The organism is Afipia massiliensis (genome assembly GCF_014203115.1).
Classification (GTDB): domain Bacteria; phylum Pseudomonadota; class Alphaproteobacteria; order Rhizobiales; family Xanthobacteraceae; genus Afipia; species Afipia massiliensis.
The window spans coordinates 298,507-310,560 of the sequence record NZ_JACHIJ010000003.1 but is presented as its reverse complement, the minus strand read 5'-3'; the positions used below and the strand labels follow the sequence as shown (position 1 = coordinate 310,560).

Annotated in this window: 13 protein-coding genes; 7 read left to right on the top strand and 6 right to left on the bottom strand. The window is 62.3% G+C overall.

Annotation, left to right across the window (positions count from 1 at the left end; translation table 11 throughout):
• Positions 1-87: 87 nt before the first annotated feature.
• A complete protein-coding gene (locus tag HNQ36_RS11035; RefSeq protein WP_184084813.1) occupies positions 88-918 on the bottom strand; it encodes an ABC transporter permease in 831 nt (276 codons plus the stop codon).
• Positions 915-1,709: an ABC transporter ATP-binding protein gene (locus HNQ36_RS11030; RefSeq protein WP_184084810.1), complete on the bottom strand. Its 795-nt coding sequence runs from the start codon at positions 1,707-1,709 to the stop codon at positions 915-917. Before HNQ36_RS11030 ends, HNQ36_RS11035 begins: the two co-directional genes overlap by 4 nt.
• 108 nt (positions 1,710-1,817) lie before the next feature.
• Between HNQ36_RS11030 and HNQ36_RS11025 the strand changes: the two genes are divergently transcribed.
• The 4 genes from HNQ36_RS11025 (at position 1,818) to HNQ36_RS11010 (ending at position 4,769) form a co-directional block, all read left to right on the top strand.
• Positions 1,818-3,140, top strand: a complete 1,323-nt coding sequence (locus tag HNQ36_RS11025; protein WP_184084807.1) for an ActS/PrrB/RegB family redox-sensitive histidine kinase — start codon at positions 1,818-1,820, stop codon at positions 3,138-3,140.
• A 122-nt stretch (positions 3,141-3,262) separates the two neighbouring features.
• Positions 3,263-3,817: an ActR/PrrA/RegA family redox response regulator transcription factor gene (locus tag HNQ36_RS11020; protein ID WP_046828371.1), complete on the top strand. Its 555-nt coding sequence runs from the start codon at positions 3,263-3,265 to the stop codon at positions 3,815-3,817.
• A gap of 91 nt (positions 3,818-3,908) precedes the next feature.
• Positions 3,909-4,130, top strand: coding sequence for a hypothetical protein (locus HNQ36_RS11015; RefSeq protein ID WP_184084804.1), 222 nt, complete (start codon positions 3,909-3,911; stop codon positions 4,128-4,130).
• Between the two features lie 27 nt (positions 4,131-4,157).
• Positions 4,158-4,769: a biliverdin-producing heme oxygenase gene (locus tag HNQ36_RS11010; protein WP_184084801.1), complete on the top strand. Its 612-nt coding sequence runs from the start codon at positions 4,158-4,160 to the stop codon at positions 4,767-4,769.
• On the opposite strand, the gene HNQ36_RS11005 is transcribed toward HNQ36_RS11010, so the two are convergent.
• Positions 4,748-5,239 (bottom strand): MmcB family DNA repair protein, encoded by a 492-nt coding sequence (locus HNQ36_RS11005; RefSeq protein ID WP_184084799.1) that lies wholly within the window; start codon positions 5,237-5,239, stop codon positions 4,748-4,750. The two genes, HNQ36_RS11010 and HNQ36_RS11005, sit on opposite strands and share 22 nt — an antisense overlap.
• A 296-nt stretch (positions 5,240-5,535) precedes the next feature.
• Between HNQ36_RS11005 and HNQ36_RS11000 the strand changes: the two genes are divergently transcribed.
• From HNQ36_RS11000 to HNQ36_RS10990, 3 genes are all read left to right on the top strand, one after another.
• Positions 5,536-6,687 (top strand): vWA domain-containing protein, encoded by a 1,152-nt coding sequence (locus HNQ36_RS11000; protein ID WP_184084795.1) that lies wholly within the window; start codon positions 5,536-5,538, stop codon positions 6,685-6,687.
• 333 nt (positions 6,688-7,020) lie between these two features.
• Positions 7,021-9,438, top strand: coding sequence for an EAL domain-containing protein (locus HNQ36_RS10995; protein ID WP_184084792.1), 2,418 nt, complete (start codon positions 7,021-7,023; stop codon positions 9,436-9,438).
• Between the two features lie 97 nt (positions 9,439-9,535).
• Entirely contained in the window at positions 9,536-10,207 is a 672-nt protein-coding gene (locus HNQ36_RS10990; RefSeq protein ID WP_184084789.1) for an MBL fold metallo-hydrolase, read from the top strand.
• Between the two features lie 128 nt (positions 10,208-10,335).
• Here the strand turns inward: HNQ36_RS10990 and HNQ36_RS10985 are convergent, their stop codons facing one another.
• Genes HNQ36_RS10985 through nthA form a run of 3 tightly spaced genes read right to left on the bottom strand, consistent with a single transcriptional unit; the run spans position 10,336 to position 12,037 of the window.
• Positions 10,336-10,716 (bottom strand): nitrile hydratase accessory protein, encoded by a 381-nt coding sequence (locus tag HNQ36_RS10985; RefSeq protein WP_184084786.1) that lies wholly within the window; start codon positions 10,714-10,716, stop codon positions 10,336-10,338.
• Positions 10,713-11,375, bottom strand: a complete 663-nt coding sequence (gene nthB / locus HNQ36_RS10980) for a nitrile hydratase subunit beta (protein WP_184084782.1) — start codon at positions 11,373-11,375, stop codon at positions 10,713-10,715. Before nthB ends, HNQ36_RS10985 begins: the two co-directional genes overlap by 4 nt.
• Complete coding sequence (gene nthA / locus HNQ36_RS10975; protein ID WP_184085921.1) at positions 11,372-12,037, bottom strand: nitrile hydratase subunit alpha; 666 nt, start codon at positions 12,035-12,037, stop codon at positions 11,372-11,374. Before nthA ends, nthB begins: the two co-directional genes overlap by 4 nt.
• Between the last annotated feature and the right edge of the window lie 17 nt (positions 12,038-12,054).

Below are 12,054 nucleotides of genomic sequence, written 5' to 3'. Positions count from 1 at the left end.
GCATACTGCGCTGGACTGCGACAATGCGTCAATCCGACGAATCTACAGGCCAGCCCTTAATTAAGGGGCGGCCCCTGTTTTCCAGCGCTATTCGCCGCTCTGGACCAGGGAACCGTGCTTTCGGGCGCTTTTCAGCAGCAGCAAAAAGGCCACAGTCGATATGGCAAACAGAACCACATTGATCGCCAGTGCCTGGATCATCAGATCGGCGCGGAACACCTGGTCGATCAGCAAGGCCCGCATGCCTTCAAAGACATAAGTCGGCGGCAACATCCACGCCACCACCTGCAGCCACTCTGGCAACACCGAGACCGGGTAATAGACGCAGGTCAGCGGCAGCAGCGCGAACATCAGAGTCCACGCCAATCCCTCGGCGCCCATGCCGTTGCGCAGTACCAGCCCCGACGAGATCAGCCCGAACGACCAACTCGTGAAGATCAGGTTGCAGAAGAATGCCACCAGCGCGAAGCCGAAACCGAACAGGTTGAAACCGAAGAAAGCGATGGCGAGTATCGTCATCGGAATGACGCCGACGGCCAGCCGCACCACGCTCATCACCATCAGCGAGATCAGGTATTCGCTGACCTTGAGCGGGCTCATCAGGAGATTGCCGAGATTCTTCGACCACATTTCCTCAAGAAACGACATCGAGAAGCCGAGCTGACCGCGGAACAGGATGTCCCACAGGATGACCGCGCCGATAAAGGTGCCACCGGCCTTGGCGAAGAAACCCGCGTTCTGGGAGATATAGGCCTGCGAAAAGCCCCATGTGATCAATTGCAACACCGGCCAGTAAATCAGCTCGAGCAGCCGCGGCCACGACGACGTGAGCAGATACCAGTGGCGTAGGATCATCGCGCCGATGCGGTGCAGGGCGAGGGCATTCGGATTGCCGTGGCGAAGCTCGACGCCGCTCATGATGCGGCCTGCTGCACGCGGCCGCGCGCCACATCGAGGAACACTTCTTCCAGCGTGGCGCGGTTGTAGCGCGCGAGAATCGCGGCCGGACTGTCATCGTCCTCGATGCGCCCGCGCTTCATGATGATGACGCGGTCGCACAGCCGTTCGACTTCCAGCATGTTGTGCGAGGCCAGCAGGATCGTGGCCCCACGCTCCTTGCGATAGGTTTCCAGATGACTGCGGATCCAGTCCGCGGTGTCCGGATCAAGCGACGCGGTCGGCTCGTCCAGCAGCAGCAACTCTGGCTCGTTGATCAGGGCCTTTGCCAACGCGACCCGCGTCTTCTGGCCCGCCGACAACTTGCCGCTGGGACGGTCGAGGAATTCGTTCAGATCGAGATCGGCGGCGAGCGAAACGATCCGTTCCTTCAGGTTCGTCACGCCATAGAGCCGGCCGAATACGTTGAGGTTCTGCCGCACGGTGAGCCGGCCCGGCATGTCCACGTAGGGGCTTTCGAAATTCATCCGGCCGAGCACCTCGGCGCCTTGCTCGGGCATCGCGCATCCGAGCACGCTGACATGGCCCGATGTCGGCGACACCAGACCCATGATCATGGAGATGGTCGTGGTCTTGCCGGCGCCATTGCCTCCGAGCAGCCCCGTCACCGAACCGCGCGGAATCGTGAACGAGATATCGTCCACAGCGCGCGTGGTCTTGTAGACCTTCACCAGCTGGTCGAGCCGGATCGCGGCGTCAGACAATGCCGGACCGGACTGCGGCGTGACGTTGGCTTGAAGCGGAGCAGTCATGACAGGCGTTCAATGAGCCAACCGCGCCCTGTCTGCAAGGGCCGGATTTGCAATGGTCCGATGTGGACGCCGTTTGTGATCGGCGTGGCTGGACGCTAAGACTAGCTCATGAGCGATCTCAGGTCCGATTTCCGCCACTCCACCCGTTATGTGCGCCTCGACACCATCCTGAGGCTGCGCTGGCTTGCCGCGCTCGGGCAACTGGCGACGATCTTCATCGTCTCCGAGGGGCTCGATTTCGAAGTCCCGGTGATTCCCTGCGTGGTCATCATCGGGCTGTCGTCGCTCCTCAATCTGGTGCTGCAGGTCCGGTTCAACCCGGTCCACCGCCTGGCGCCGCGCTACGCCGCCGCGCTGCTCACTATCAACATCGCGGAACTCGCCGCCCTGCTGTTCCTGACCGGCGGCCTGCAGAATCCGTTTTCATTTCTTTTCCTTGCGCCGGTGCTGATCTCGGCAACGGCGCTGCCGACCCGGATCACGATCGCACTCGGAATCTTCGCAGCAGCCTGCGCCACGGCACTTGGATTCTTCCACCTGCCGTTGCCGTGGAATGGCGACGAGCCGCTGGTGCTGCCGCCGACCTACATGGTCGCGGTCTGGCTTTCGATCGTGCTGGCGATCGGCGTCACCAGCCTCTACGCGTTTCAGGTCACCGAAGAGGCGCGCAAGCTCTCCGACGCGCTGGCCGCCACCGAGCTTGTGCTGACGCGCGAACAGCATCTGACCCAGATCGACGGTCTCGCCGCCGCCGCCGCGCATGAGCTCGGAACACCACTGTCCACCATCTTTCTGATCTCGCGCGAACTCGAGCAGGCTGTTCAAAAAAGCGGGCTCGACGAACATGCACGCAACGACCTGAAGACGTTGCGCGAGCAGGCACAGCGCTGCCGTGAAATTCTTGCAAAGATCACGCAGCTCTCGTCGCACGGCGCGCCGTTCGACCGGATGCCGCTCTCGACACTGATCGAAGAGACGGTCGCGCCGCATCGCGATTTCGGCATCGCCATCAAGGTGCGTATCGCACTGGCCCAGGATCCCGAGCCGGTCGGCATGCGCAATCCGGCGATCCTCTACGGCGTCGGCAACATTCTGGAGAACGCGGTCGATTTCGCGCGCGAGCGTGTCGAGGTGAATGCGTGGTGGGATGCGAGCACGGTTGAGATCGTCATCTCCGACGACGGACCCGGTATCGCGCCGGACATTCTCAAGCGGATCGGCGAACCCTATCTGACGCGGCGGCGCACCGGCGACGCCCAGGGCGGCGGTCTCGGCCTCGGCGTTTTCATCGCGCGCACCTTGCTGGAGCGAACCGGCGCACGGGTGTCGTTCACCAACCGCACATTCCCCGACCACGGCGCAATTGTAACGATTGTCTGGCCTCGCAGCAGTTTCGAGACCTCGGAAGTTCCGTCACCGGCATTGCTTTGAGGGCCAGTACGGCCGGGTACCTTTTTAGGACAGCAGATTAGGACGGCAGACCTGTTTCTCGGCCTTGGCATCGCCCGATAGAGACGCCATATCTATGAAACCACATCAGGAGGCGCATCACCGTGACCGCAACTGCCGATTTGACCGAGATTGCCGACCGTTCTCTGCTGATTGTTGAGGATGACAAGGCGTTTCTCGAACGGCTGGCGCGCGCCATGGAGACCCGGGGCTTCGCGGTGACCGCCTGCGACAATGTGTCCGACGGACTTCATCACATCGATCAGACTCCTCCAGCCTTCGCGGTGGTCGATCTGCGGCTCGGCGACGGCAACGGCCTCGACGTGGTGTCGGCGCTGAAGCGTCAGCGGCCGGATGCCCGCGCCATTGTGCTGACCGGCTACGGCAACATCGCAACCGCCGTCACCGCGGTGAAGATGGGCGCGGTCGATTATCTCTCGAAGCCCGCTGACGCTGACGACGTTGTCGCGGCGCTGCTCGCAAGCGGCACCGACAAGTCGCAGCTTCCACAGAATCCGATGTCGGCCGACCGGGTCCGCTGGGAACACATTCAGCGCATCTATGAGATGTGCAATCGCAATGTTTCGGAGACCGCGCGCCGCCTGAACATGCATCGCCGGACCTTGCAGCGTATCCTGGCCAAGCGCGCGCCGCGCTGAACAGCGGCTCGCCGGCGGAACTTTTGTGAGCGGCCCTGCGTTATCCACGCAGGACCATTCAGAAAGGGAGCGGCCACGCCGCCGAGAGCAGATGCGAAAAGCGCGACATATCGAAATCTCGTCCCGGCTTGAAGTCACCAAACAGTTCGGTCTGGTCGAGGATTATCGCATCGACTGGCCGCAGGGATCGTCCCTGCGTGCGCCGCGCATCACAGTCCGCAGGCGAGAAGCCTATCCCGTTCAGGTGACCCGGAATTACGTGACAACCCTGCTTGAGCCGTTCGTACCGTCGCGCGAAATCGTGGTAACATGAGTTAGCGCAGCATAAGGCGAAACCGTCATGGGCGCCGCAATCTGGGATACGATCCGCGAAGCGACGAGAATGTCGCACAGCCGCCTCGACGTTGCGCTAGCGAAACTCGATCTCGCCATTCCCCTTTATTATGAGGGCTTCCTGCGAAGTCAGGCCGAAGCGCTGTTCCCGATCGAGGCAGCCCTCGAAGCCAACGGAATCGAAAGTTTGATTCCGGACTGGACGCAGCGCATTCGCACACCCGCGCTTGAACGCGACCTCGCAACCCTGAACATCACCTGCAATCCACTGCCCTTGCCCGCATTCGGATCGGCTGCGGAAATGCTCGGCGCAGTCTATGTGCTTGAAGCCTCACGGATGGGTGCGCGCGTGATGCTGGCGCGTCTTGCGGAGCATCCCGACTCGGACGCGATGAACGCGACCGCCTATCTTCGCCACGGCTTCGGCAAGCGGTTCTGGCCGAGCTTTCTGACGCTGCTGGAAATTCATCCCGCCGCGCAGAGTGATACAGCGGGCGTGGTGCATGGCGCGGAGATCGCGTTCGCGATGTTCGAGAATGCGCTGAAGCCGATGGAAAACGTCGTCGTGGATTTCACGCGCGCCGGCAAAGGCCGCGGTTACGCGCCGACGCCGGGATAATCCTGCGGATCGGCGAGGCGCCCGATCCGCTGCGCCGCCAGCAATCCAAAACTGATCATCATCGATTTGCGTGTCGCGGCCGGCAGCCGATGCTCGGGCGCGTCGCAATGCAGGTGCGCGCCGTAGGCGTCGGCGACGATCAATCCGGTCTCGGGCGGAAACAGATCGCAGGGCAGATCCTGCGTGAAGGCGAAGAACAGCCGGTCGCAATGCATCCGGTAGTCCTGCCATTTTTGATCGGCGCGCAGATCGTCGACCGACGATTTAATCTCGGCGATCCAGATGTCGCCGCGCGCGTTCATCGCCACCAGATCGGCGCGCCGCCCCGACGGCAGGGTCAATTCGCTGACGCAGGAAAAGCCCAGCGATCTCAAAAGCCTGGACGTGCCGCGCGCAATCGCAAGCGCAGTGTCGGACTGGCGGCGATCCGGCGGCAAACCCGGCTCGATATGGCGAAACGGTGAATGCATGATTCCAACGAGGGTAGCAGAAAAGCAAAAACCCCTCAGCCCTAAAAGCGTACGCGGCCCGACACAATTCGGGCTCCGCGCCGTCGCGAAGCATGGGAACCATGGGTTCCGCTGGGAGCGAACCAGTGTGGTGGTTCGCAAGTCCGCATCGTTGCTGCCGCATATCCTTTTGCGGACTTGCGAACCAAAACCACACTGGAATCACAATTAGCCAGTGCCCTTTTGAATCCGAAGTTCGCTACAGAACGCGCTGCAAAACAAAGCGAACTTCGGATTCAGGGCACTGGTTTCATCCCTTGGAGGGGAAATGTACTCGCATCACCGACAGATTCAAATCCGGCGGCCGTGCATTCGCACTTGCCGTCCTCGCGCTGCCGGTCACCGCAACGCTCTCGCAAGCCGTTGCGAAGCCGACCGTCGAAGTCGCATTCGTTCTCGACACCACCGGCTCGATGGGCGGTCTGCTCGAAGGCGCCAAACAAAAGATCTGGTCGATCGCAAACAGTGTCGTCGACACCAATCCTGACGCCGACATCCGCATCGGCCTCGTGGCCTATCGCGATATCGGCGACGAGTATGTGACCAGAACCTTCGATCTCACCACCGACATTCAGGACATCTACGCCAACCTGCTCGAACTGAAAGCGCGCGGCGGCGGCGACTGGCCGGAGAGCGTCAACGAAGCGCTCGATGTCGCGGTCAACAAGCTGCAATGGACCAAGGGCAGCGACGCGCGGCGCATCGTGTTTCTGGTTGGCGACGCGCCGCCGCACATGGACTACGCGCAGGACACGAAATACCCGAAGACGCTCGCCGTGGCGAAGCAGCGCGACATCGTGGTCAACGCGGTGCTGGCCGGCCGCGCCCGCGACACCGAGCGCGTCTGGCAGGACATCGCGCAACTCGGCGACGGCCGCTTCATTCCGATTCCGCAGGACGGCGGCGAGGTCGTGGTGATCGAAACGCCTTACGACGACGACATCATCATCCTGCAAAAGGAAATCAACGGCACCGTGATTCCCTATGGACCAACGAGACTGCAAAAGCGCGTCGAGGAAAAAACCCGGCAGTTGTCGCAGGTTGCGGCGGCGGCGCCCGCGTCGGCCTCCGACATGGCGAGCTATCTCAACAAGCGTTCGAAGGTCTCGTCCGAAGCGGTCACCGGCGACGGCGATCTGGTCAGCGCGGTTGCGTCCGGCCGCGCGACGCTCGGCGACATCAAGGAGGAAGAACTTCCCGACGGCTTGCGCAAACTCTCGCCCGAGCAACGCAAGGCCGAACTCGACAAGCAGACGCAGGCGCGCAAGGCCCTGAATGAAAAGCTCGCAGCTCTCGTGCAGAAGCGCGACGCTTACGTCACCGACAAGAAGCGCAGCGCCTCACCCGCCAAGGCCTCGTCCTTCGACCGCGCGGTGGAGGACACGCTGAAAGCCCAGACCAGGCGGTAACCTCATTTCGCCAACGTCGATGCCGGGAACGCCGCAACGCTGAACGGCTGGCCAGAAAGCCCTCATTTGACTGGGCTGCATGGCCAGCCGCCCCGCCGAGGCCGACGCAGACCGGCGTCATTAAAGAATGCTTCCAGCTGTTTACCCGTGATTCACGCAACTTCCGGGTTCCGCAACCGGAAGGGGCATCATTCGCGCGTTCTTAATCGGTTACCGCCAGTGTTGGAACTCGCGCATGACGGACGGGCCCAAGAGCCGCGCCGCCTGCGCTGGAATGGGAATGGCAGTCAGGGAATTCAAGTCAAACGGCAGGCGGGGGGCGTACGGCGTCCGATGAAGTTCAATTTTGTATCAGCGAAAATGCGTCTGCTGCGGCTGGTCTCGCCCTTCATCGCCATTGTTCTGTTGCAAGCCTTTCTGGCTGGGATGAGCCTGAGCGTCCTGTCATCCGTCCGCGCCTATGTCGGCGGCGAAAGCCTGTGGTCGAAGGGCCAGAAGGACGCCGTCCAACATCTTTATCTCTACGGCGAAACCGGCGACGACCGGCATTTCGAACAATACGAGAAAGCCATCGCCGGACCGCTGGGCGACCGCACCGCGCGTCTCGCGCTTGAACAAAAGCCGCCAGACCTCGCAACCGCCCGCGACGGCTTTCTGCAAGGCGGAATTCATCCCGACGACATCGACGGCGTCATCTGGCTGTACCGCCATTTCCGGGAGTTGCCGCCGTTCAAGAAAGCGATCACGCACTGGATCAACACCGATGCGATACTCGATGAACTCACCAACCTTGCGAAACAGATCCAGACCGAACAGAACGGCACACCGGTTTCGCCCTCACAACTCAACTCGTTGCGCGAGCGGATCGACCAGTTCAACGCCCGCATCGCGCCCGAGGCGACAGGTTACGTCGAAAGCCTCGGCAACGGATCGCGGCAGGTCAAGCTCGTCCTGACCATCGCCAATCTGCTCGTTGCCGCGCTGCTGGTTGGGCTGCTGCTGACGATGGCGCGCTATTTCCTGGCGCAGCGCCGCAGATTCATCCATGCGCTGCGCACAGAGAAGGAGCGCGCGCAGATCACCCTCGCGGCTATCGGCGACGCCGTCATCAGCACCGACGCAAAGGGCAACGTCGAATACATGAACCCGGCCGCCGAGCGACTGGTAGCCTGCCGCGCGCTGGCCGCAAGAGGACTGCCGGTCGCCTCACTGTTTAAAATTCTCGACGAAGAGACCGGACAGCTACGCGAAAGCCAGATCGAACAGATTTTGGAGGGCGGCGACCTCACCCACACCGCGCGTCCGCAATTGCTGCAACGGCCGGATTCCACGTCCGTCGCGATCTCCATGATCGGAACGCCGCTCTACAAGGAAGGCGCCGTCGCGGGCGCGGTGCTGGTGCTGCACGATATGACCAGCGAGAAAAAATATATCGCCCGCCTGTCATGGCAGGCGTCGCACGACAGCCTGACCAAGCTGGCCAACCGCCGCGAGTTCGAACACCGGCTGGAGAAGGCCTTGCAGGAGGACTGCGACCGCCAGGGCCCGCATGCGCTGATGTTCCTCGATCTCGACCAGTTCAAGATCATCAACGACACCTGCGGCCACGCCGCCGGCGACAAGCTTCTGTGCGAGGTCGCCTCGGCGCTGCAGCTGCATTTGCGGGTCGACGATCTGCTGGCGCGGCTCGGCGGCGATGAATTCGCGATCCTGCTGGAGAACGGCGATCTCGATCGGGCCGCAATCGTCGCCGAACGGCTGCGTCAGGCGGTGCAGGATCTCAATTTCGTCTGGAACGGGCGGTCGTTCACGATCACGGCAAGCATCGGCCTCGTGCAGATGCGCGGCCGCGCCACCAAGGATGAAACCCTGCGCACGGCCGACCTCGCCTGCTACCTTGCCAAGGAGAAGGGCCGCAACCGGATCCAGATCCATAATCCGAGCGATACGGAGCTGCTGCATCGCTTCGGTGAAATGGCGTGGGTGCAACGCATTCACGACGCGCTGGATGAAGAGCGCTTCTGTCTCTACGCACAGAATATCGCTGCCTTGCACGACACCGGCCACGCCGGAGCGCATATCGAGCTTCTGCTGCGGCTGCGCGACAAGGACGGCAATCTGATTCCTCCGGGAGATTTCATCCCTGCTGCCGAACGCTACGGCCTGATGCCGTTGATCGACCGCTGGGTCGTGCATCACGCCTTCGAGATCATCTCCACCCGGCTCGCCGCATCCGAAATCATCGCCACCTGCGCGATCAACCTGTCAGGCGCAACCTTCAGCGACGAAGGCTTCGTCGACTACGTTCGCGAACAGCTCGAGCTGTTCAATATTCCGCCGGCGATGATCTGTTTCGAGATCACCGAGACCAGCGCGATCGCCAATCTCGACAATGCCAACCGCTTTATCGGCGTGCTGCAGAAACTGGGATGCCGGTTCTCGCTCGACGATTTCGGCAGCGGCATGTCGTCGTTCGGTTACCTGAAACATCTGCCGGTGAACTACCTCAAGATCGACGGCGGCTTCGTCAAGGACATGCTCGACGATCCGATCGACCGCGCCATGGTTGAAATGATTTGCCGCATCGGCAAGGTGATGGGCAAGCAGACCATCGCCGAATTCGTCGAAAACGACGCCATTCTCCAGGCGTTGCGTGAGATCGGGGTCGATTACGCGCAAGGCTACGGCGTCGGTCGACCGGAACCGTTCGACATGGTGGCGACCGTGAAGCCGAACCTACGCGTCGCCTGACCGCAGAGCGGGTGCACCCGCGACGCGCAACCCTCTCATCAGCAGGATTCGTCGGAATCCACTTGGCGCGGCGCAAAAAATCAGCATTGTGACCGGCATGACAGATGAATCGAAGACTGCCGCCAAAGCCGGCGCCCTGATCGTTCCGGTATCGCCGTTCCAGCAGAACTGCACGCTTTTATGGAACGCAGCGACCATGCACGGGGTCGTGATCGATCCCGGCGGGGATGTTCCTGACATCCTTGCCGCAATCGAGCAGGCCGGCATCACGGTCGACGAGATTTGGATCACGCACGGCCATATCGATCACGTCGGCGGCGCGGCGCAGCTGCGTGACGAACTGAAAGTGCCGATCGTGGGTCCGCACATCGCGGACAAGTATCTGCTCGACAACGTCGTTGCGAGCGGCGCCAATTTCGGCATGACCGGCGTCCGCAACTTCGCGCCGGATCGCTGGCTGAATGAAGGCGATCAGCTCAAGATCGGTGACCTCACGTTCGACGTTTATCACTGCCCCGGGCATTCACCCGGCAGCGTGGCGTTCTTCAACAAGGATATGCGTTTCGCGATCGTCGGCGACGTGCTGTTCAGCGGCTCGGTCGGGCGCACCGACCTGCCCGGCGGCGATCACGCCACGCTGATCAGCTCGATCAAGAACAAGCTGCTGCCGCTCGGCGACGATATCGGATTCATCTGCGGCCATGGTCCCGGCTCGAATTTCGGCCACGAGCGCATGACCAATCCGTTCCTGAACGAAGAGATGGGTTAGCGTCCAACGCATTTCATTCCGGTCGTCCCCGCGAAAGCGGGGACCCAGGCCTTGAAGCGCTGGATTCCCGCTTGCGCGGGAATGAGCGGAGAATGGCTGTCGAATCCGGTGGGAAGGTGGGCCGCGCGTCAGAAATCTTGAGGCGTCAGTTCGATCGGCTGTCCGTGCGGCGTGCGGTCGGCGGCATGATCCCAGGCATCGCGATAACGGTCCAGCTCGCTCGCCGGCGCGATGTTCTTCGCCGCCACCAATTTCTCGAGCGTCGCAAGCCAGTGATTGTAATAGGTTTCGCCGGTGTCGGCGTCGCCTTCGGCCTGCGCGAGCTTGATTTGCTGCGCCAGTGCGTCCGCCCATTCCGTCCATGTGAACAGGCCGCGCGCATGCAACGCCAGCGCCATGGCGAAAGCGCGCGCCTCCCACGGCTCGCGAAACACCGGCCCCTCGTCGTCGCGCGGAATTCCGGGAACGCTCGCCGTGGCCTGCATCGCGGCGCTCTGGTCGATAGTCATTCGGCGCGCTCCAGATAGGATTCCCAGGCATCCACCGAAACCGCCGTGCGCGGATCGGCGCGTTCGCCCCACAGCTCAGGCCCCGTGAAGCGCACGGTGTAAAGCTGCTGCGGATTTTCGCCGGCGCCGCGCGCATTGCTGTCGGCAAAGACATGTGCGCCGTGAAGCAATTCCACCACGCCGACATGGCCGCGGACATAGCGCGGCAGCCGGATGTGACCTGCCGGATGAATGTTCTTCGCGCGCACACGGTCGCCGATGGCGAACAGCGGCGTTGAGGTTGCGGCTCGCTCGGTCGGCGCGCCACGGCGCAACATGGCATCAACATCGTTTGAAGGCAGAACAGCCACACCCGCCTTGGGCGGATGCACCATGCGGCCGGCCTCGATTTCTTCCGGCATTACCAGACCGCGCTCCTGCATCAGCCGCTCCAGACCGACGAGCCAGATCTGGTAATACGTCTTGCTGAGATAATCCGCGGGCGAACGGTCCTCACGAGCGAAGCGCGACATGTCGATGTTCCAGCCGCCAGGCCGCGCCATCGCCAGCGTCATCGCCAGAACCCGCCGCTCCCACTCGCCGTGAAACACCGGCTCGTTCGGCTCCGGAATCACCGGCCCAAAGCCATCGACACCGCCCATGTCATGTGCGCCGTTCATGTTTCGGCCGATGCCGGCGATTTCGCGAAGCCGGTCCCGATCATGCTGTCGCGGGTGACGAGGTCGGCGAGTTGCTCCTCGCTCCAGCCTTCGGTGCCGGCGGGGCGCTGCGGCACCACGAGATAACGAATCTCGGCGGTGGAATCCCAGACGCGGATGTCCGTGTCGGTGGGAAGCTCGAAACCGAAATCGCGCAGCACGCCGCGCGGATCGATCACCGCGCGCGACCGGTACGGCGCGGCCTTGTACCAGACCGGCGGCAGGCCGAGCACCGACCACGGATAACAGGAGCACAATGTGCAGACGACCATGTTGTGCTGATGTGCGGTGTTCTCGACCGCCACGATATGCTCGCCCTGACGACCGGAATAACCGAGTTCGGCAATCGCGGGCGTGGCGTCGGCCAGCAGGCGCGCGCGATAGGCCGGATCGGCCCAGGCTTTGGCGATCACGCGCGCGCCGTTGCGCGGTCCGACCTTGGTTTCATAGGTTTCAATCAGCAGGTCGAGCGCCGCAGGATCGACGTAACCTTTTTCGGTCAGGACGGTTTCCAGCGCGCGCACGCGCAATTCCGTCTCCGACAATTCGGAATGATCATCATCATGATGATGGTGATGGCCGTGGTGATGATGGTCGTGATGATCGTGATCGTGTCCGCTCATGCGGCAAGGATAAGCCC

Coding starts and splice junctions, on each gene's coding strand:
- HNQ36_RS11035 (WP_184084813.1), bottom strand. CDS start 918: ATGAGCGGCGTCGAGCTTCGCCACGGCAATCCGAATGCCCTCGCCCTG.
- HNQ36_RS11030 (WP_184084810.1), bottom strand. CDS start 1,709: ATGACTGCTCCGCTTCAAGCCAACGTCACGCCGCAGTCCGGTCCGGCA.
- HNQ36_RS11025 (WP_184084807.1), top strand. CDS start 1,818: ATGAGCGATCTCAGGTCCGATTTCCGCCACTCCACCCGTTATGTGCGC.
- HNQ36_RS11015 (WP_184084804.1), top strand. CDS start 3,909: ATGCGAAAAGCGCGACATATCGAAATCTCGTCCCGGCTTGAAGTCACC.
- HNQ36_RS11010 (WP_184084801.1), top strand. CDS start 4,158: ATGGGCGCCGCAATCTGGGATACGATCCGCGAAGCGACGAGAATGTCG.
- HNQ36_RS11005 (WP_184084799.1), bottom strand. CDS start 5,239: ATGCATTCACCGTTTCGCCATATCGAGCCGGGTTTGCCGCCGGATCGC.
- HNQ36_RS10995 (WP_184084792.1), top strand. CDS start 7,021: ATGAAGTTCAATTTTGTATCAGCGAAAATGCGTCTGCTGCGGCTGGTC.
- HNQ36_RS10990 (WP_184084789.1), top strand. CDS start 9,536: ATGACAGATGAATCGAAGACTGCCGCCAAAGCCGGCGCCCTGATCGTT.
- HNQ36_RS10985 (WP_184084786.1), bottom strand. CDS start 10,716: ATGACTATCGACCAGAGCGCCGCGATGCAGGCCACGGCGAGCGTTCCC.
- nthB (WP_184084782.1), bottom strand. CDS start 11,375: ATGAACGGCGCACATGACATGGGCGGTGTCGATGGCTTTGGGCCGGTG.
- nthA (WP_184085921.1), bottom strand. CDS start 12,037: ATGAGCGGACACGATCACGATCATCACGACCATCATCACCACGGCCAT.